General features: G+C 45.3%; 15 protein-coding genes. 10 read left to right on the top strand and 5 right to left on the bottom strand.

What is annotated here, in order from left to right:
• Position 1: 1 nt before the first annotated feature.
• Both ACZ45G_RS19740 and ACZ45G_RS19745 read right to left on the bottom strand, forming a co-directional pair.
• Positions 2-2,776, bottom strand: a complete 2,775-nt coding sequence (locus tag ACZ45G_RS19740; protein WP_464172212.1) for an MMPL family transporter — start codon at positions 2,774-2,776, stop codon at positions 2-4.
• A 41-nt stretch (positions 2,777-2,817) separates the two neighbouring features.
• The gene (locus ACZ45G_RS19745; RefSeq protein WP_464172213.1) at positions 2,818-3,606 is read right to left on the bottom strand and encodes an outer membrane lipoprotein-sorting protein; all 789 of its coding nucleotides are present in this window, start codon (positions 3,604-3,606) and stop codon (positions 2,818-2,820) included.
• 178 nt (positions 3,607-3,784) lie between these two features.
• Here ACZ45G_RS19745 and ACZ45G_RS19750 point away from each other — a divergent pair, with 178 nt between their 5' ends.
• Both ACZ45G_RS19750 and ACZ45G_RS19755 read left to right on the top strand, forming a co-directional pair.
• On the top strand, positions 3,785-4,681 hold the full coding sequence (locus ACZ45G_RS19750; protein WP_464172214.1) for a DMT family transporter: 897 nt from the start codon (positions 3,785-3,787) through the stop codon (positions 4,679-4,681).
• 14 nt (positions 4,682-4,695) lie between these two features.
• Entirely contained in the window at positions 4,696-5,457 is a 762-nt protein-coding gene (locus ACZ45G_RS19755) for a dimethylarginine dimethylaminohydrolase family protein (protein ID WP_464172215.1), read from the top strand.
• Positions 5,458-5,551: 94 nt separating this feature from the next.
• Here ACZ45G_RS19755 and ACZ45G_RS19760 read toward each other — a convergent pair whose 3' ends face one another.
• The 3 genes from ACZ45G_RS19760 to ACZ45G_RS19770 all read right to left on the bottom strand — a co-directional run bounded on the left by ACZ45G_RS19760 (position 5,552) and on the right by ACZ45G_RS19770 (position 9,183).
• Positions 5,552-5,740, bottom strand: coding sequence for a 4Fe-4S binding protein (locus ACZ45G_RS19760; RefSeq protein WP_464172216.1), 189 nt, complete (start codon positions 5,738-5,740; stop codon positions 5,552-5,554).
• A 108-nt stretch (positions 5,741-5,848) separates the two neighbouring features.
• A complete protein-coding gene (locus tag ACZ45G_RS19765; protein WP_464172217.1) occupies positions 5,849-6,823 on the bottom strand; it encodes a hypothetical protein in 975 nt (324 codons plus the stop codon).
• 32 nt (positions 6,824-6,855) lie between these two features.
• Positions 6,856-9,183: a cysteine synthase gene (locus tag ACZ45G_RS19770; protein WP_464172218.1), complete on the bottom strand. Its 2,328-nt coding sequence runs from the start codon at positions 9,181-9,183 to the stop codon at positions 6,856-6,858.
• Between the two features lie 155 nt (positions 9,184-9,338).
• Between ACZ45G_RS19770 and ACZ45G_RS19775 the strand changes: the two genes are divergently transcribed.
• The 8 genes from ACZ45G_RS19775 (at position 9,339) to ACZ45G_RS19810 (ending at position 21,457) form a co-directional block, all read left to right on the top strand.
• Entirely contained in the window at positions 9,339-11,561 is a 2,223-nt protein-coding gene (locus ACZ45G_RS19775) for an LPS-assembly protein LptD (RefSeq protein WP_464172219.1), read from the top strand.
• The gene (locus ACZ45G_RS19780) at positions 11,558-12,082 is read left to right on the top strand and encodes a UpxY family transcription antiterminator (protein ID WP_464172220.1); all 525 of its coding nucleotides are present in this window, start codon (positions 11,558-11,560) and stop codon (positions 12,080-12,082) included. The genes ACZ45G_RS19775 and ACZ45G_RS19780 overlap by 4 nt, the downstream gene beginning before the upstream one ends.
• A gap of 77 nt (positions 12,083-12,159) precedes the next feature.
• The gene (locus ACZ45G_RS19785; protein WP_464172221.1) at positions 12,160-12,435 is read left to right on the top strand and encodes an HU family DNA-binding protein; all 276 of its coding nucleotides are present in this window, start codon (positions 12,160-12,162) and stop codon (positions 12,433-12,435) included.
• 3 nt (positions 12,436-12,438) lie between these two features.
• The gene (locus ACZ45G_RS19790; RefSeq protein WP_464172222.1) at positions 12,439-13,479 is read left to right on the top strand and encodes a DNA polymerase III subunit; all 1,041 of its coding nucleotides are present in this window, start codon (positions 12,439-12,441) and stop codon (positions 13,477-13,479) included.
• A 12-nt stretch (positions 13,480-13,491) separates the two neighbouring features.
• The gene (locus ACZ45G_RS19795; RefSeq protein WP_464172223.1) at positions 13,492-14,283 is read left to right on the top strand and encodes a PSP1 domain-containing protein; all 792 of its coding nucleotides are present in this window, start codon (positions 13,492-13,494) and stop codon (positions 14,281-14,283) included.
• Positions 14,284-14,299: 16 nt separating this feature from the next.
• Positions 14,300-16,228: a methionine--tRNA ligase gene (metG, locus tag ACZ45G_RS19800; protein ID WP_464172224.1), complete on the top strand. Its 1,929-nt coding sequence runs from the start codon at positions 14,300-14,302 to the stop codon at positions 16,226-16,228.
• A gap of 89 nt (positions 16,229-16,317) precedes the next feature.
• Positions 16,318-17,709 (top strand): penicillin-binding transpeptidase domain-containing protein, encoded by a 1,392-nt coding sequence (locus tag ACZ45G_RS19805; protein WP_464172225.1) that lies wholly within the window; start codon positions 16,318-16,320, stop codon positions 17,707-17,709.
• Between the two features lie 31 nt (positions 17,710-17,740).
• Positions 17,741-21,457 carry an SIS domain-containing protein gene (locus tag ACZ45G_RS19810; RefSeq protein WP_464172226.1) on the top strand — a complete coding sequence of 1,239 codons (3,717 nt, stop codon included), beginning with the start codon at positions 17,741-17,743 and terminating at the stop codon, positions 21,455-21,457.
• The last annotated feature ends 1 nt before the right edge of the window (position 21,458 follow it).

Here is a 21,458-nt window from a genome sequence, read left to right on the forward strand (position 1 = left end):
TTCACTTTAGGCCCCCTCTTTCTGAAAAAATTCCCTGCCAGACAACCAGTTGGTCTCCCAGTATGCGGGCCAGGTTCCGATATAGTTTTCCCCATATATGGGGATACATTTTGTGAAGTCGATCCAGGCTTTCTTTGTTGATCTCAACGTATTTGATATCGCTCAAGGCCCGGGTGCTGGCAGATCTTGACGAATTATTGTCCAAGATTGCAATATAGCCGAAAATATCACCCGGGGAATAAAATCCCACCGGCACTTCTTTACCGGTGTCTGACTGGAGGTGGTAACGCCGGACATTTCCTTCCAAAAGCAGGTACATGCTTTGGGATCGCCCTTCTTCTGCCCCCCAGTTTTCATTTTCCCGGTAGATCATCTCTCCTTTCAATTTGGTGACGATCCTGGACAAAAGCACAATTTTTTTAATCTGCCACATTTTCAAATCCCTGAAAAATTCAGACTGCTCAATTGCCTCCCGTCTTAACTTCAAACTCAGAATATCCCACATGGTCAGTAATCGGGTGCTGGAAAGAAGCACCGGCGTGACAATGATATCACAAAGAAAGGCAACCAACATGACAACGGCCGACAGTATGCCAAACTGGACAATGGGCATAAATTGAGAAAAGGCCAGCACCCCAAACCCAAGGCTCAGTGCAATGGAGGTGGCAGCTACCACTTTAAATTCCGATCGAATACACCGTTTCATGGCCTCATCCTGGTTTTTGACCTGGTGCATTTCATCATTGTAGCGGGTCATAAAATGAAGGGTGTCATCCACGGCAATACCAATGGCAATTACGGACACCATTGCCGTGCCCACATTCAAAGGAATTGAAAATATGCCCATGATGCCGAAATTAACCACCACTGGAATTATATTGGGTACAAGGGATAAAAATCCGGCCTTGATATTGGTAAAAATAATCGACATCAGGACAAAAATGATAAACAGCATCAGAAAAATCGACTTGGCCTGCCCGTCTGCAATGGCATCCGCCCCTTCAAGGGTAAGGATGTTGTCCCCGGTAAAACCAAATGTAAAGTGGGGGTTCAGCACAAGACGAATCTGTTTTTCCAGGTCTTTCAATGCTTTTTTCAAATCATGGGAAGAATTAAGGTTATGCCGGACCATGATATTGACATCAGAAAAATCGTCATTCACATACCGGTTAATGTCATCATCCTCTGTAAAGGCAAGATACTGAGCCACCCGCTCTTTTGTGGGCGGCAAGATGTGCATTTCAGGATCGCCCTGGTTCATTTCCCGATGGATGAGTGTTAAAAAATCCACCAGGGAAATGGTTTTATCAAAAAAATTGCCATTGCGCATATACGACTGGATATCCGCAATTTGTTTAAGATTTTCGGGATCTTTGAATATATCTTTGTGACCGCCGCTGATACGAATAAAAAAAGTCTGCATGCCGGGAAAATCTGATGTCAGGGCATCCAACCGGGTAAGAACCGGCGCCCCTTTTTTAAACATGGCAACGTAGTCATTCTCTAATTTTACCCGGAATCCGAACAGGCCGATGCCCAGGGTAACCACCAGAAAACCGATGAGCACTTTTTTTTTATGGGCAACGATAAAATCAGCAAAAAAATCAAGCCAGTTCTTTTGGGGTGGATTTAATGCTGTGTTACCGGGAACCTTGCTTTGGCGGGATTTATTGCTTCCGAACAGGCGCAGGTATATGGGGGTGATCAGGCAGGTAATCAGCGGATTCACAAAAAGGCCGAAGGATGCGATCATACCAAATTGCTTTAAAATGATGACATTGTTCAGGCAGATGGAAAGAAATCCCAGAAAGGTGGACAGGGAGGTCACCAGGATGACCACGCCCATTCTATTGATCATCCGGTCAATGGCCAAAGATTTTATTCCCTTTACATGGATGCCCTCTTCATATTCCAGCAGCAAATGCACATCTTCTGTTGAACCAATGACAATCACCAGGGAGGGGATAAGAACGGTCAGAATATTCACGGGGATTCCCGTATAGGCCATAAACCCGCCAATCCACAGTATACTGGTAGAGGATGTCAGCATGGGCAGAGCAGCACAACCAAGGGACCGAGTGACAACCACCAGGGTAAGAAACAAAATCAGTATGGAAAAAGGGGTAATGCTCTTTTGATCTGTGAGCATCATTTCAGAGATTTCATACCGAAGATATGGGTCTCCGATTTGAAAAATTTCCTGGAATTGATCCTGAACCGGCTCAATCAACCGGTCAATATCCAGGGTCAGGTTTCGATAAAAATTGGGGTTCTGATCGTTTGCGTCTACAAACAGGTTGACGGCAATGCTCGATCCGGTTTCAGACACCAGATTCCCATTGATGATGGGGTTTGCCCGGGCATTGTCCAGCAATTGCCCGGCCTCTTCTTTGGTTTCCGGCACCCAGCCGGTTAAAGGACCTGTGACCAGAGACCCTTCACTGTTTTTAAAATTATTTGTTGAGAACAGGCTTTCAACCTTGAGGATGCCGGGAATATTTCCCAGGCCGTATACCAGTTCGTCCACCAACAAGAGCTTTTCAGGAGAAAACAAATGGGGATCTTTTATGTAGATAATATTAATCTTGTCCGATCCAAAAGTTTCCACGGCATCCTGGTATCTGTTTTTTGCCGCCTTGTCACCGGTTCTCAATCCGTCCAGGGAAGGATCAATCTTGAGCATAGGCAATTGCATGGCTGCCACAAGTGAGATACAAATTAAAACAAGAAAGGTGACAAGGGGATGCCGATGACTAAACAACATTAATTTTTGCATGGTTTATTTACCTGTTGCGCAGAAAGCCATGAATATTATGGCTATAAATGTTTTCCGCCTAGGATAGTTTTTTCAGTAAAAAAATCATCAGCAATATCAATATTTACCTGTTTGGTTTTGACTCCCATAAGGGTTTTATGATTTTTACGGTGATTATCCATGAGCACTTTTTCCGCATACCAGACCGTACCGTGGGAGTTTTTCAGGCTGTGGCTTGTCTGGGTTTTCAAAAGATTGTTCCTGCGATCAAAAAATTGGATTTTAACGGTAAAATAAATATCTTTTCGAATCCATACCCTGCGTTTTCCATAGGCACTTTTTTTCCCGATTTCCCGTGTGGCCGGTGTGATGTCAATGACAAAGCACTCCTTGCCATCCAAGACCTGTGTGTCAGGTGATGAAAATAAATAATTATCCAATGTATCCGGCTGCATGTCCTCGTAGGTGAAATCACTTCCCATAAAAGGCGTCCGATTGGAGTGGGAAGAAATTCGCTGGAGTGATTTTTTGTCAGGCAGACAGAGCCATTGCTTATATTCACCCGGGGCAATTTCCCAGGTCAAAAGGGCCGTACCCTTTAAATCCTTTGGCAGGGTAAAAACAAGCATACTGCGACGCAATCCATTTTCAAGTTTTTTGCCATAGCGTTTGATCTCCCTGACATTGCGCTTACCTTTTTTATCAATGAGCAGCATGACCGAGTGGTCCTGAGCACTTTCAACCTCATGCCGATCCCGCTGGATCTCAATGATTTTTCTGCCATCCAACGCCCAGGAGGACGGGATAGTCCACAATAACACCATAAAAGATATAATTGTCCATTTTTTCATATTTGGTCCTTTATTAATTTTTAATTATGCGGTTAAGATGGCGGGTAGTAAAACACAATTTCATACTAAATGCCATAAAATTCCCGGGATTCAATGTGAAGATCCGCCTTGACTTTTCACGGCGTGTCTGTACAAATACAAATTTTTTATTGCAAACCAAAAAGATAGGGAAGCCTAAATGACCTATTTCAAACTATTTTTGACCGCGTTTTTATGGGGGGGAACCTTTATTGCCGGAAAAGGGATTGCCGGCAGTGTAGACCCCTATTCTGCAGCTTTTTTAAGATTTGCCATCGCCTCGGCATTTTTGATTTTTTTGACCCGAAGAACAGAAGGCCGCCTGCCCGGTATCAATTGGGGTCAGGCCGTCAATATCCTTTTCCTCGGGCTTACCGGTATATTTGCCTATAATATTTTCTTTTTTACCGGGCTTTCCCTGATCAATGCCAACCGGGCATCCCTGATTATTGCCACCAATCCTATTTTTATCAGTCTGTTCTCGGTATTGCTGTTCAAAGATAGATTGTCCCGCTTAAAGATAGCCGGCCTTTGTTTATCTGTAACCGGTGCATTGCTGGTTATTTCCTCGGGCCACATAACCGATATTTTTAAAACAGGTATGGGAAAAGGAGAATTGGCTATTTTCGGCTGTGTGGTCTCATGGGTCTCTTATTCGCTCATGGGCAAGCCCCTCATGCAAACGTTGTCCCCCATGGCAGCGGTTTGTTATTCAGCCATCGCCGGCACCCTGATGCTTTTTTTCCCGGCCTTAAGCCATGGCCTTTTTTCCAATATCCCTAGTTATGGGGCCATGGACTGGATCAGTCTCTTTTATCTGGGATTTTTTGGAACGGTTTTGGGATTTTTCTGGTATTATGAAGGGATACAAACGCTCGGTCCCATGAAGGCAGGCGTATTTATTAATTTCGTACCGGTCTCTGCCATTGTTCTCTCCTATTTTATTCTTAAGGAACCCATCACACGAGAGATTCTGGCAGGTGCCGTACTGGTAACTGCAGGCGTTTATTTAACCAATTTTTCAGGATTCCGGACAAGTCCGAGTCCTGACAGATAGAAAAGGAGCAAGCTATGTTTACGACAGCTATGGTCAAAATACCGTGCAAAAACCTGGTCAACGGCATCAGCAACGCAAACTTGGGGAAACCTGATTATTCTTTGGCCTTGGCCCAGCATACCCGGTATAGGGAGGCCCTTGAAGCCTGTGGCCTGGAAGTTGTGGTACTGGCAGCAGATGAAAATTATCCCGATTCCACCTTTATTGAGGATACCTGCCTTGTGACACCCCATTGTGCCATCATCACCAATCCCGGGGCAGAGACGAGAAGAGGAGAAATTTCATCGGTAAAAAAGGCCATGGAAGCCCTCGGCCTGACCGTGGAAGCCATTCAGGCACCCGGAACTCTTGATGCCGGTGATATCATGATGGTGGGGTCCCATTTTTTAGTAGGGCTGTCCCTGCGCACAAACAAGAACGGATTTGAGCAATTGTCATCCCTCTTGAGAAAATACGGAATGACCGCCGCGGCTGTCCCCCTTACCACGGTGCTTCATTTAAAAACAGGGATATCCTATCTGGAAAACAACACCCTTCTTGCGGCTGGTGAATTTTTAAACAAACCTGAATTTCAAAGTTTTACCCTTCTGCCCGTTGATGAACGAGAGGCATATGCTGCCAATTGTGTCTGGATTAATGACAGGGTGCTGGTGCCCATGGGATTTCCCGAGACAAAGCACCTGATTGAAGAAAAGGGATATACCACAATTGAAGTGGATGCTTCCGAGTTTAGAAAACTGGATGGCGGGTTAAGCTGTCTCTCCTTGAGGTTTTGATCTCCCCCCAATGGGGGGGGGTAAACCTGATAAAACAAAATGCCGGTATCTGTTGGACAGACCCGGCATTTTTATCAAACAGAAAACGTTGAAATCAGTCTTCTTCAACTACAATCGCGTTTTCTTCACAAACTTCTACACAGCTTTCACAGCCCATGCACTCTTCTGCATTGACAGGAACTGATTTTCCATCTTGCATCTCAAATACTTCTACGGGGCATACGTCTACACATTCTTCACAACCAACGCATTTTGTTTCATCAACAATAGGATTAAATGCCATCTTAATAGTCTCCTTAATAAATTAATAGTATTATAAAATCACTTTTTAAATATAACCTTGCGCTTAAAAACCGCTTTTATAACATGTCATTTGATAAAATCAAGTTCTTTATGATTTTAGTTGTACCAGACAGACGGCAATCGACTGATCCGGTATATTTAAAAACGCCTTCATACCACCTTCCGGGAAAAGACACAATTTAATTCGGCCCGACAAACGACATCTGTCATCTGCTTCCGGCTGAACACTTCCGAAAGATTTTTTTCCTGCAATTGTTTCTTTTAAAAATTGAGAAAAGCTCTGCTGCCAACTGCATTTCTTTTCACAATCATTCTCATGCACTTTTATGGAATCAATGTCAAGGGCATTTATCACCCCTTCACACCGGGACACCATAAAATCCAATACAGCAGGGCTTGTGGTTACTAAAAGAGGAGCGCCCGGCTGATTAAAAATCTTTTTCTCACCGGCATATCTGAACCATGACAAAACTCTTTCTTTGGTCATTATCCTGCCGGGATCAGTGTAGGCTGAGTCTTCCAGAAGCCTGGCAAAGGTTTCAAAGTTTTTTTCCGAATTTTCTCCTGTTAATTCTGAAAAAAGTGAGTTTTTACTATTTTCCAAAACCCTTAACTCATCATCAATCCCTTCATTCTGGGCATCCAATAATTGTGCAAATTTCAATAACAACAAGGGATTTTGCACCTCTTTTTTCGGGTCAGCGCCGGTCTCTTTTACCCCCCTTTTGATCTGGGATTGAATACTGGAAAGCCCGGTAGCATCCATAAAATAGGGCTCATCTTTGAGCAATGATTTCAGGTTTCGTTCATTTCCCCTGTGAAGTTTGGCCCAGTCCAGATAGGATTGCACCTGTTTTTCTACCCCCAAAAGCTCCTGGGCCGAAGAAAAGAGGGGTTGCAAAATTCCTTTTTCAGTCAAGGCGGCCCGCAGGGGATCAGAGGCAAAATCCGGGACCAGGGGTAAAAGGCCCATGTTCTGAAAAAATGTGGTGACACTGGTCAGTTGAGTTTTAGAGATATGGGCAAAAGGGAAAAACATCGTTTTTAGCATATTTTCTGGCATATTTTTATTCCTATTTTTATTCATAGAGGAGGTCACACCTTTTTATCATGGACATAAACCCCCATGGTCACAAGCTCATCCCGCATCTTGTCCGCCAGAACCCAGTCATTTTTAAGCCTGGCCTCATCACGTTCCTCGATGAGCTCTTGGGCAGTATTGGAATATTCCATTTTTGTGTTAAAATCAAATATTTTTAACATGGCGTCCACTTCCTTGAAACAATTGAGCAATTGTTTGGCAAAAAAGGGAGTGATCTGGTCCAGGTTAATCAGACGGTTTATTTTTTTGACCCCCGAAAGAAGGCAGGAAATTACATTGGAGACCTTCAGGTCATCTGCCATTGCCGACAGGACGCCCTGACGAAGGTCATAAATCAATTGATCATTATTTTCCAAATCACTAGCATTTTCAGATTGATCTGTCCCGCCACCCCTGTCCGAACGGGTGATGGCACCCAGGGTTTCAATGCATCTGTTCATTTTGGCCAAGGTAAATTTTGCATCCCGCAAGGCCTGGGCAGACAGGATCAACTGTTTCCTATAATGACTGAAAATCAGCCAGAATCGAATGGTTTTCATATCCCACCCCTGTTGGGCAAGGGTATCAAGGGTTATTTCTTCCAACTTCTCTTCGTCCAGGGAACCGTCATATTGGGTGGGATCACAATGCATCCACACATTGGCAAGGGTGGATCCTACGGCTGCCCTGGCAATGGCAATCTCATTTTCATGGTGGGGAAACAAAAGCTCCCGGCTACCGGTGTGGATATCAAACTGCTTGCCCAGATAGCGCATGGCAATGGCCGAACATTGTAAATGAAGAGATGGCCGAACATTCCCCCACTCCGTCTTTATCCCCACCCCCCGTTTCAGCTCTGAAAGGCTCACCCGCTTTAACAGGGTAAAATCCCTGGGATTGAGTTTCTCATACTCATCCAGGTCAACGGTGGCACCAAGTTTAATCTTATTGAGGTCCACCTTTGAGAAATCACCATACTCGGGCTGGCTGGCAATATCAAAATAGACCGAGTGCAATTTCTCATAGGCATGGTTACGGGCAAGCAGGGTCCGTGACAGATCCGTCATCTCCGTAAAATGCTCAGACACCCTGGGATAGGCCTGGGCCGGTCGTATATCCAAACGGGCCAGATCTGATTTAAAGGCCTCTATGTAGGGGAGGACAAAGGCATCAAGGGACTGGCCTGCCGCCCCCGATCCCTTAATGGTCTTGTCATCATAATCGGTTATATTAATGACATGGTTGACGGTAAATTTATGAAACTCAAGATACCGAACCAATAAATCAGTAAAGGCAAAGCGCCGAAGCAACCCGACATGCAGACGCCGGTCAACGGTGGGGCCACAGGTGTAGATGCCTATTTTGTCCCGTTCAATGGGTACAAACTGCTCTTTTTGCCGGGTCAGAGTGTTGTGCACCCGAAGGTCAATCTTTTTTTCCACACAAAAAAGAGAGGTGGAAAGGTATCGTTCCCCGCTATCGGGAAAGATGACCACCACCACCCCCGTTTGGATATTATGGGCTTCCTCAATGGCGACAGCCATGGCCGCCCCGCTGCTCATACCCACAAACAAGCCCTCATGACGGGCCAATTGACGGGCCGTTTCAAAGGCCTTGTCATCGGCCACACGGATGGTGGTATCCAATAGTCTTTTATCAAAAATCCCGGGGGTATAGGATTCCTTCATATTTTTCAACCCCTGGATCTTGTGCCCCAGATAGGGTTCAGCACAAACAATCTTGATGCTTGGATCAACCTCTTTAAAATACCGGGCGAGACCCATGAGGGTTCCCGAGGTGCCGATGGCTGCCACAACACTGGATACCCGGCCCTGATTCTGGTCCTTGACCTGGGCAAGGATCTCAGGGCCTGTGGTATGATAATGGGCTTTCCAGTTTGCTTCATTATTATATTGGTCCGCGAGATAATACTGATCCGGATTTTCCCTGGCAAGGCGGTAGGCCTCTTCAATGGCACCGTCAGATCCCAGGTGCTGGGGGGTTAAAATAATCCGGGCACCCCGGGCCCGCAATATTCGCTTTCTTTCCTCACTGGCATTTTCCGCCATTGTCAAGGCAAGCTTATAGCCCTTTACCGCACAGATCATGGCAAGCCCGATCCCGGTATTACCGCTGGTGGCTTCAATCACGGTTTTTTCCGAAGAAAGGTGACCGGCCGCCTCGGCTGCCGTGATCATATACAGGGCCGACCTGTCTTTAATGGATCCGCCCGGATTCATATATTCCAGTTTGGCAAAAATTTTCACGCCGGGAACCGGATTTAACCTCTTGATTTCAACCATGGGGGTATTGCCGATAGAGGCTATGATGGATGTGGTCATAAATGTCCTTTCAACCCCGGCAATCCATATCCATTACCGGGTCAATTTAATATGTCTTGCCGGATCTTTCCAAGCTTATTCTGACTTGACTTTTGCACTATAAAATGGCTTTATACAGTAATTTTAATTGATGTGCAATTTATTACTGGATCGCCATGTTTTGTTTATTTTTACAAAGAAGACTGTCGCTGATGGGGGCAGTTGCTTTTTTTTGTTGTCTGGTTTCAGCCAGGGGAGTCATTGCCGGACCGCTACCTGAAAACCCCAAGGAGATCTCCTGGCATATTTCCGCTCTCATGGTGACCTATGACGATGAACGCAAACTCTATATTGCTGAAGATGATGTGGTGATCACCGGCGGAACAACACGACTGGAAGCAGATTATGTGGAATTTTCAAACATCACAAAGGATGCCTTTGCCCAGGGCAATGTCCTACTTATTTCCGGCCAGGATTCCATCACCTGCAATGCCATGCAGATCAATCTTTTGACAGAAAAAGGGACCATCAACAAAGGGACCATTTTTATCCAGGAAAATAATTTTTATATCAGTGGCGAAAACATCAAAAAAACAGGGCAATTTTCCTATAGTGCAGACAAGGGGTCCATCACCTCCTGTAAAGGAGATACCCCGGACTGGAAAATCACCGGTAAAAACATCAAGGTAACGATTGAAGGGTATGGCAGTGCCAACCATACGATCCTGTGGGCAAAAAAAATCCCCACCCTCTATTCTCCCTATCTTTCCTTTCCCGTAAAGGTCAAACGCCAGACAGGACTTTTAATCCCAAGGGTAACCAGTTCAGACAGAAAAGGGTATGAATACGAGCAGTCCCTGTTTATTGCCATTTCAAAAAATATGGATGCCAGCATTTATGCCGATTATATGTCGGACCGGGGCACAAAAGTTGCCGGTGAATTCAGGTATGTTCTGGATAGCGCCTCCAAAGGTGCCATGTTTATGGACTATCTGGATGACTCAAAAATAGGTGACAGCACAGAGGCAAACGAAAATTACAGCTATGACAGCACGGCCGATCGGACCAACACTGACCGGTACTGGTTTCGAATGAAACATAACCAGGATTTGACCAACGGGTTCACAGCGAAACTGGATATAGATGTTGTCAGCGATGCCGATTATCTCCAGGAATTCCAGAGCGGGTTTACCGGATATGATGAGACCAATGAGTATTTTGGAACCGCCTTTGGCAGAAGCCTGGATGAATATGATGACACCACCCGAAAAAACAGCCTGGTCGTCAGTAAGAACTGGTCCACCTATAGCTTTAATGCCCAGGCCCTTTGGTATGACGATGTTGAGGCACGCCAGGACGACACAGATGACACCACCTTGCAAACCCTTCCCAGCTTTGAATTTGATGCGTCCAAACAGCAGATCGGGGCATCCAGTGTCTATTATAATCTGGACTCGGAATTTCGATCCTTTTACCGGCAGGACACCGACCCGGATGCAAGCACGCCCCTTGTGAACGGCCAACGACTTGACATATACCCCAAGTTCTACCTTCCCACCCAGCTGGGCAAATCCTTTTTCTTTGAGCCCTATATCGGCACCCGGGGAACAGCCTATACAACGGACGACTATACCGATGATGATGGCAATGACGAAACCTTCAGGACCCGTGCCATATACGACGTCGGGGCCCAGCTGTCCACCACCATCAACAAAATTTTCACCCTGAACAATGGGTTTGCAGAAAAAATCAAGCATTCCCTGGTGCCAAAGCTTGAATATGCCTATCAGCCCAATGTAGATCAGGACGATTTGCCCTATTTTGACACCATTGACAGCCTTGATGAGGAAAATCTTGTTACCTGGTCCCTGACCAACAGCTTTATCACCCGAAACGCTGTTGAAAACAAGGATGGAACCCAGTCAAATAAGTATAAGGAAATTCTCTGGATAAAATTATCCCAAAGCTATAGCATTACGGATCGCGACTCAAGTCCCTGGACGGACCTCTCCTTTGAAAGTGAATTCAACCCTGTTCAATATTTTTCCATAACCGCAGATGTTGACTGGTCTCCCTACGACAATAACTTCACAGAAACCGAGGTGGGAGCAAACATAAGTGACAACCGGGGGGATTCCATCCGTACCAGCTACCAGTATACTGAAGACTCTTTGGAAACCTGGTACACCCGGCTGAATGTGACGCTTACCGATTCCCTGGTGGCCTATTGTTCATATGAAGCCAATTTAATGACAAACGAAAACGTTGAAAGCATTGTGGGGTTTACCATTAAACAAGACTGCTGGGGAATAGGAATGGAATTTAAAGATACCTCTGCGGACACTAGTATCTCCTTTCTGGTCACCCTTAACGGAATTGGAGGATTTGGCACCCAATGAACACATGCTTAAACTGGTTTGCTCTTTTGACCCGAAGCAATTTTGAGCAGACCGTCTACAATGCTATTACCGGAAAAAAAATAGATGCTTTTTTACCCAGAACAAGGAAAAAAAGCAAAAGAAAAGACCGGAAACTAATGATTGAGGTCCCTTTATTCCCTGGGTATTTGTTTGTCAAATCCACCCTAGCGCCATCGGCCCAGCTCAATATTCTTAAGACACTTGGTGCTGTCCGGCTGTTGGGAAATACCCAGGGACCGGTTCCCATTCCCGATTCCCAGATAAAATCCTTGCAGCTTATGACTGCTGCCAATGTGGATCTCATTACAGGAAGCTCCACTTTACTTCAAAAAGGGGATCCTGTGATGATTTTAGAGGGTCCCATGGCAGGCATAAAAGGAGAGTTTACCCGGCACAAGGGAAGGGGACGTGTCATCATTAAAATTGATCTTCTCGGTCAATATGCCGGTGTGGAGATGGATGGAGAAAATGTTGAAAAAATTCCCGACTTCCTATCATAACCCCTTGACTTTTTATTAAATATTCAATAAAAGTCAGACAAAATGAAACACGTTTTTTAATTGCATATTGAGGATTTATGAATAAACTTGAATTGATTTCCACGTTAAAGGAAAGGGCGAACCTGACCAAGGCCGAAGCCGCAGAAGTGATTAAACTTTTTTTTGATTCCCTGGCAGACGCGTTTGTCAATGGGGAGAGGGTTGAGATAAGAGGCTTGTGCAGCTTTCATATCAAGGAATACAAAAGCTATACCGGTAGGAATCCCAAAACCGGACAAAAGGTTCAAATTCCCCCCAAACGACTGCCCTTTTTCAAATGTGGGAAAGAGTTGAAGGAGCGGGTAGATTACTAACCGATGTCCATTGATCAAGGGATGTCGGCGTTTGATCAAAAAACCGACATCTCCCAGATAGGTTCTGAATTAGCGTATATCATTCAGGCAGACAAAATTCCCAATGCCCTTCTCTTCTCCGGGGAAAAAAATACCGGAAAAATTAAAAGGGCATTTGAATTTGCAAAAACCTGTAATTGTATAGCTGACACCCTCAGACCGTGCAACGATTGCCTGCCCTGCAAAAAAATAAATGCAGGCATGCACCCGGATATCCTCCAGGTTTCTCTGTCCGAAAAAAAAAAAGCAATCTCAATTTCCCAGATCCGGGAAATTGGGCTGTTATTGACTGCAAAGCCAAATGAAGCACGAAAGCGCATGGTCCTGATCGAGGATGCAGACAAAATGAATGTCCAGGCCCAAAACGCATTGCTCAAAATGTTGGAAGAACCACCGGAAAATACTTTTTTTATCCTGACGGCAACCCATACCCCCACTCTTTTACCCACCATTCTTTCAAGATGCCGACAATTTAGGTTCTGTCCCCCTTCCTGCCATGAGATTCAGGAGACACTCGTCCACCAGTATGGGATTGTCCCGAAAAAAGCCTACATTTTCTCCCAGACAGCAGGGTCAGACCTGAAAAAAGCCCTTATGTTTTTGAACCTGGACGCAGATGGAAAGCAAATAATCGAAAGAGACTGGCAAAAACAGCGCACCTGGATTATTGAAGAAATCATTGGCCTTGTTACCTCTCAAAATGAATCCAAAATCCACAGGGGACTTATGCTCGCACAAAAACTGAGTATGGATCCCGACATAATTTTAGAAGCCATGACCATCATTAATATGGTTCTCAGGGATCTTTGTGTATTTAAATACAGCCCTGAAAAAATAGTTAACCTTGATTTTTTTGACGCATTTAAAGATATTAGTCAAATGCATGTTTACAATACATTTCTTGGATGGGTAAAAGATTTTCATGAAACCGAACGACGACTGGCATCAAACAGTTCAATCCGGTTGACTCTGGATCGCTTTTTCCTGAAATTATCAATGGTATAGGAACCTATATATATGATTAAAGTAGCCGGTGTAAAATTTAAGACCGCAGGAAAAATATATGATTTCAAAAGTGATGCCTTTGTCCTGAAGCAGGGGGACCACGTCATTGTTGAAACCGAACAGGGACTTGGCTTTGGAACCATTGCCAGGCCACCGGTTGAAATAGAAAAAATTGAAAAAAAACTCAAGCAGATTGTCCGGGTGGCCACCCAAGAAGATTTCATCAAAAGAGAAGAACTCGAACAGCTTGAAATCAGGGCACAGGAATTTTGTGCCCGGTGCATAAATGACCTGGGCCTTTTAATGAACCTGTTCAGTGTTGAAAGTACCTTTGACAGGAACAAGCTGACCTTTTTCTATACAGCCGATGGCCGAATCGATTTCAGAGAACTCATCAAATTACTGGTCAAAGAATACAGCATTCGCATTGAAATGCGCCAGGTGGGTATCCGAAATCTGTCAAAGCATTGCGGTGGACTGGGTAAATGCGGAAGAGAGATCTGCTGTTCATCCTTCATGCATACCTTTGAACCCGTCTCCATAAAAATGGCCAAGGAGCAGGGGCTTTCCTTGAATCCCACCAAGATATCCGGGGTGTGCGGCAGACTCATGTGCTGTCTGACCTTTGAAAACAGTACCTACAAGTATTTGAAAAGGAAAATGCCCAAATTGGGCAAGATCATTACCGTTGAAGAAGGCCTGGGGAAAGTGGTAAGGCAGAATGTGCTCAAAGGAAGTATTACCCTACGCCTGGAAGACAGAACGGAAATTGAAAAAAAAATCAGTGAATTGAAAAATATATAGGACAGGACACGACCCCATGGAAAAAAAGCGTCAGTTTTTTACAACCCCCATCTACTATGTCAATGCAAAACCCCACCTGGGACATGCCTATACCTCCATTGCCGCCGACGTGGCAACAAGGTTCAAACAAATGGATAACCAGGAAACCTATTTTTTAACCGGCACGGATGAACACGGGGATAAAATTGTCCAGGCCGCAGAGAAACAAAACACCTCGCCCAAGGCCTATGCCGATCAAATCAGCCAACTCTTCCAGGATATTTTACCCCTGCTCCAGATTAAAAATGATCAGTTTATCCGGACCACCGACCCGGAGCATATACAGGTGGTAACCGCTATTTTAACCAAAATTCATGATTCCGGAGATATTTATTTTGCAAGTTATGAAGGCCTGTATTGTTTTGGGTGTGAACGGTTTTACCAGGAACGCGAATTGGTGGACGGAAAGTGTCCCGACCATGGCGTGGCCCCGGAGAAAATAAAGGAATCCAATTATTTCTTTAAAATGAGCAAATACCAGGAGTGGCTCATTGATCACATCAACACCCACGAAAATTTCATACAGCCCGATCAATATAAAAATGAAATTCTTTCGTTTTTAAAAGAGCCCCTGGAGGATTTATGTATTTCCCGGCCCAAGACCCGTCTTACCTGGGGGATCACCCTGCCCTTTGACCCGGACTATGTGACCTATGTCTGGTTTGATGCCCTGGTAAATTATGTCTCGGCCCTGGGCTATCCCGATGGGGATAAGTTCAAGCGCTTCTGGCCCACAACACGGCATTTTGTAGCAAAAGATATCATCAAACCCCATGGGATTTACTGGCCCATCATGCTCAAGGCAGCAGGAATCGATATCTATGAGGGTCTCAATGTCCACGGGTTCTGGAATGTAAAAGGCAGCAAGATGTCCAAGAGCATCGGTAATGTGACCGATCCCATTGAAGTGACAAAGGAATTCGGGGTGGACCCCTTCCGGTATTTTCTCATGCGGGAGATGGTCTTTGGACTGGATGCCAATTTCACGGAAGATGCCATTGTAGCACGCATTAACGCAGATCTTGCCAATGACCTGGGCAATCTGTTTTCACGGATTCTTTCCATGAACACTCGATACTTTAAGGGCGAGATAATGGGGCAGGATCCAGCGCTTGCGGCACAATTTAGTCTTGAAGCCAATGCAATAACGGCCATTGACGGGTTTAAAGAGGCCATGGAACGCTGTCAATTTCACAAGGGGTTGGCATCCATCTGGGCATTTATCAGCACCATGAACAAATATATCGACACAAATGAACCCTGGTCCCTGGCCAAGGACCCCTCAAAAGAATCTGCACTCGGGACGGTGTTATATAACCTGATAGAAGGAGTCCGGGTGGTTTCCTGCCTCATCTATCCTGTGATGCCGGCAACCAGTCATAAAATGCAGCGGGCACTTGGTTTAGAAATCCCGACCAAAGGTTTTTTTGCCCTGGACCAGATTTTACCCTGGGCCCAAATAAAAAAAGGAGCGTCCCTTGATAAACCGGAAATTTTGTTTCCCCGCATTGACATCAAGAAAAGCGCGTCCCCTAAAAATGCACCGGTTAAAAAGGCAAAGGCCTTTAAACCGGCATTAAAAGAAGAAATCTCCATTGAGGATTTCTCTAAAATAGATTTACGGGCGGCAACGATTCTATCGGCTGAAAAAATTGAAACCTCCAATAAGCTGGTGAAACTTGTGGTCGACCTGGGAGCGCAAACCCGTCAGGTGATTGCGGGCATAGGAAAAAGCTACACCCCCCAGGAGTTGGTGGGCAAGCAGGTCATTGTGGTGGCCAATTTGAAAGAAGCCCAGATCATGGGAGAACTCTCCCAGGGCATGGTGCTTGCCGCAAGCCATAAAAAAGAGTTGATTTTGTCTGGATTTGAAAAGGATCTTTTACCAGGGAATTCCGTCAAATAGTGCTGCAACCGATAAAATTGTATCCCTATTCACAAAAAAAACCTGCCTGGAAGGTTATTCTTCCGGGCTAAAGCCCTTCGGACAATTATTTGTATACCCATAAAAAAGAAAACACCTGGCAAGTTCATCAATCTGCGTTTATTTTAAAACGGCAAAAGAAACGATTGCTCCAAAAATATGTCCGACTCGCAATAATGCTTTCCATACCCAGTCTTTTAATCCTTGGCGCCTGGCATTTTTTAGATTTGGAACCCTTGTTCAAACAAGAGCACCCACAAACCGCTTCAGCATCATACCCGGTAAAAGAACAGGCCCCACCCAAAATAACCCTGTCCAAAACTGATTTAAAAGGGTTGATTCAAGAAACCGTGTTTCTCAATGCCGATCGAGACGTATTTTTTGTGGACACCCCAGATAAAAGCTACACCCTTACCACCAGCCTGGACACAAGGCTGCAAAAAACACTTGCAGCAGCCATGACCCGGCTAAAAACCCTTAACAGGGGAAAACCCCAACGAATTGCCATAGTTGCCATGGACCCTTCCAATGGAAGCCTGAAGGCAATGGCAGGCTTTGACCTGGACAATTTAGATGCCAATCCCTGTATGGTATCGGATTATCCGGCAGCCAGTATATTCAAAATCATCACCGCATCTGCAGCCATCGATTCTTTAGGGTACACGGCCCAGACCCCCCTGTATTTTAACGGAAACAAGTATACCCTCTACAAACGCCAGCTCGCTGAGACTAGAAACAAATATACGTCAAAAATCTCCTTTTCCAGAGCTTTTGCAGAGTCCATAAATCCTATTTTTGGTAAAATCGGAAAAAACTATCTGGGACGAACAAGACTTTCCACCTATGCCCATGCCTTTGGATTTAACCAGGAGCCGGACTCGGAACTGGCCTTTGAATCCGGCAGGTTCAGCGTTACAGAAAGTGATTACCATCTGGCGGAACTTGGCTGCGGATTTAACAGAGACACCATGATCTCGCCCATATTCGGGGCCATGCTCGTGACCACCATTCTAAACTCAGGGACTTCCCTTGTCCCCCGTATTGTCAACCAGGTTACAACCAGCAATGGACAAATCATTTACAAAGGGAAAAAAGAAGACTATAAAACTGCCATAACGCCCAAAACAGCAACCACAATGATCCGGCTCATGGAAAAAACCGTTACCAGGGGAACTGCCAAAAAATCTTTCCGGGGATTCACACGGGACAAAGTGTTGTCAAAGCTTGTCATTGGCGGAAAAACCGGTTCCCTGTATAACCGGAAAAGGACTGTTAAATATGACTGGTTCATCGGATTTGGCAAAGAAAAAACCGGAGAAAAAGCGCTGGCGGTTGCCATTGTTGTGGGTCACAAAAAATATATCGGAACCCGGGCCAGTAGCTATGCCAGGACAATTCTGAAAACCTATTTCAAAAAAATACCCGTAAGGACAGCACAATTGGACAAAGCAGATAAGGATTAACCTAAAAAAAACGCTTGGTGGAGGAAAATAAATGTCGGCAATAAAAGGTCTTTTCAATCTAATCCACAGGGCTTTGGCCCACATTGAAGTTGGAAAATCGCTCGCCAGGGCAAAAACAAACAGCCTTATTTTATTTCCATACCACCCAACGGTTTTATCCTGCGGCATTTCAGCCTTTGTGGCCTTTAAGGGTGGAAAAAAAGAGATAAGTTTTGATCTGGTTCAGTTTTCAAAAGAGATATCAAAATTGCAGCAAAAGATTCTTTTGCCAACAGGAACAAACCCGGAAACCGTTTCCCCCTCCATTATAAATGAATATCTTGGCGGGGATCAGGTGCTTGAGCAATTATTTAAAACAGCCCAGACTTTAAAATTAGAATCTGTTTTCAGCACCCTGTTTTTCAGAGATGATAAACTTGCCCAGCTCACCGACATCATTGATTCTTTACGTCAAACCATAGCAGACCAGGAAAAGGAATTTAAACGAACAGGGCCCCTTCTCACTTCTTCGGATGTGGAGATCATTTCCATGCGCATCGAAAAGCTCAAGGATATTTTCTGGTGCCTGAAAAATGAAGTTCTGGACAATATAAGTGCCGTAAAAAAACTATCCAGGGGAATAACCCCGGATGCCAACCCCCAAGGATTGATCATTTTCAAACGGATCAACTCGGTTCTAAACAGCATTGACCGGCTTGAAGTACGGGGAAGGGACTCTGCCGGAATCTCTGTTGTCCTTACCCTTACAAAAGCTGAATTTGAAAATTTCCGCACAGGACTCGTCCACGCGGGACTTTCCGATAGTCTGAAAACCAGGACCAATCACCTGGTCCTGTCCAACAACAGCATCAATATCAATGATACCGTCGAAGAAATCACCGGAGATCATCTGGTCAGCATTTCCTTTGCATATAAATTTGCAGCAGAGATTGGCGCTTTGGGTGATAACATCGCCTTTATCAGAAGCCAGATAAAAAATGACCATCTGCTCCAGCTGCTGGCCAATTACACGGTAAGATCCAACTCAGTTTCCGCCCATACAAGGTGGGCTTCAGTGGGGGATATCTCGGTTGCCAACTGCCACCCGGTTGACAACACCCCCACGGACAAAGAAATCGAAAAAACCGGTATCATCCATGTGTGCCTCAACGGAGATATTGACAATTATCTTGAACTGAAAACAGAATATGAGGCCCGGTACGATAAGATCCATAAATCCATCAATACCGATACAAAGCTCATTCCCCTTCAGATTGAACACCACTTAAAGCAAGGCGCTCCCATTGAAGAGGCCTTCAGGCTTGCCGTCAATGATTTCGAGGGTTCCCATGCCATCAGCATGCACACGGACCTCGCCCCCGGAAAACTGTTTCTTGCCCAGAGAGGCAGCGGTCAGGCCATTTTTGTGGGGATTGCCCCGGACCATTATATAGCCGCCTCGGAGCTCTATGGGGTTGTTGAAGAGACCCAGGATTATATCAAACTCAATGGAGAAGAAAACGGCCAGATTGTTGTCCTTGACCAGAACTCATCCGGTGGGGTGGAGGGAATTCGTTCTTTTTATTATGACAGCCGGCCCATTTTGCTGGATGCCGCCGATGTATTGACAAGCCAGATCACCTCCCGGGACATTGACCGTCAGGACTTTCCCCATTATTTCCTCAAGGAAATTTCAGAATCGCCCCTGTCCGTTGCAAAGACCCTTGAAAACAAATTTACCCTGATCCCCGACACTGGTTTCTTTGAAACCAACCTGGGAGAACAGGTGATTCCAGCAGACCTTGAAACACAATTGAAACAAGGAACGATTAAAAAAATCTATTTCATCGGCCAGGGAACCGCCGGAATAGCTGCCCAGGGATGTGCCACCCTTTTAACCCATTACCTGGGAGACAAAGAACTTACCATCAGGGCACTCAAATCATCGGAATTGTCCGGGTTCAGTATTCTTGACAATGGAGCGGATAAAAATGCCATGGCCAATACCCTGGTGGTTGCCATGAGCCAGTCCGGCACCACCACAGATACCAACCGCACCGTTGACATGGTAAAAGGCTACGGTGCCAGAACCATTGCCATTGTCAACCGAAGAGATTCCGACCTGACCTTTAAAACCGACGGTGTTCTGTATACCAGTTCCGGCAGGGATATTGAAATGTCCGTGGCCTCCACCAAGGCTTTCTATTCCCAGCTGACAGCAGGCGCCATCCTAGGCCTCCATCTTTCAAAAATTTTGGGGGCAAGGTCCAGTGAATTTATTACCCAAAGCATACAAGAACTGATCTGCCTGCCTGAAAAGATGCAGACCATCCTTAACATGCGAGAAGAAATCAAGACCTCTGCCTCCCGCCTGGCAGTCGCCAAAAACTATTGGGCAACCGTGGGGTCCGGCGCCAACAAAACATCAGCCGATGAGATCAGAATCAAATTATCAGAGCTTTGCTATAAAACGATTTCGTCTGATTTTGTGGAAGACAAAAAACACATTGACCTTTCCTCTGAACCCTTGATCATTGTCTGTGCCGCCGGTACCCGGGAAAGTGTATTGGGTGATATCATCAAAGACTGCGCTATTTTCCATGCCCATAAAGCCTGGCCCGTGGTGATCACGACGGTTGGAGAAGACCGGTTTGACCTTTATGCAAAAGATGTCTTTAAAATCCCGGAAATCAGCGAACACCTGGCCCCGGTGCTCAACACCCTGGTGGGTCATCTCTGGGGATATTATGCCGCCCTTACCATTAATGAAGGCTCAAGATTTTTGTACACCTGCAGGGCGGAAATCCAGGATGTTCTGGATGAACATACGGCCATAGGCCACGATGAATACGAGGTGTTGCTGGAAAAAAATTTCCGTGAGAAAATAGCCATTGTTTACAATAAATTCTCTAAAAAAAGGCGGGAGAAATTTTTCCCTAGTTCCATGGGCCTTGATACGGTGGCCAATCTCACCCTGTTGTTAAAATACCTGTCCGGCAGGTTACCGGTTTCTGATTTTGAAATTGACTTTGAGATAAAGGGGACCCCCTCCAACATGCTCAACACCTTTTTTGATAATATGGGAACGGCCATTAATACCCTGGCAAGACCGGTGGATGCCATCAAACACCAGGCAAAAACCGTTACCGTGGGTACCAGCCGAATCTCTGAAGTATTTGAAGGCACCATATTTGATGAACTTAACGCCAATGATATTCAGATATCCCAGTTGACCAACAAGAATGTATTGGTCATCAAAAACCTCCAGGAAGTGATCTCAACGGTTAAGGGAGGCCTTTTATACCAGATCTCAGGGCTCAGCCTCTTGGGAGAGGTCACCCCGGAAACAAAAATCAAGGTTATCGGCAAAACCGGTTCTCTCACCCAGGAAACCTCCCGGGTGGAAAGTGACCCCCGGCTGAAGGGGACCAAAAATATCATTGTCAGGGAAGGCAATGTCTATATTGGAAAGGGAAGAAAGGACAATAAAAGCATATTGGTGATTCCGGTCATCTCCAAATCACCCTCAACTCCGAACATCATTGAATATATTCTATCGTTGAATGTGGCCTTTAAAACACCCGGACAAGTTTCTCTTTTGAAAAAGATAAAGGCCCTGGGGGGAAAATATACCCGGCTAAAAGATTGGGTTCTTGAAAGTGAAAACATCCAGTGGGATGATAACTTCTTAAATCTGGTTGCCGTTGAAACCTTGTTTGGCGACACGGCTGAACAAGTAGTGGAAACCATTCTTAAAAAAATAAAATAAC

Source organism: Desulfoconvexum algidum, from assembly GCF_055382125.1.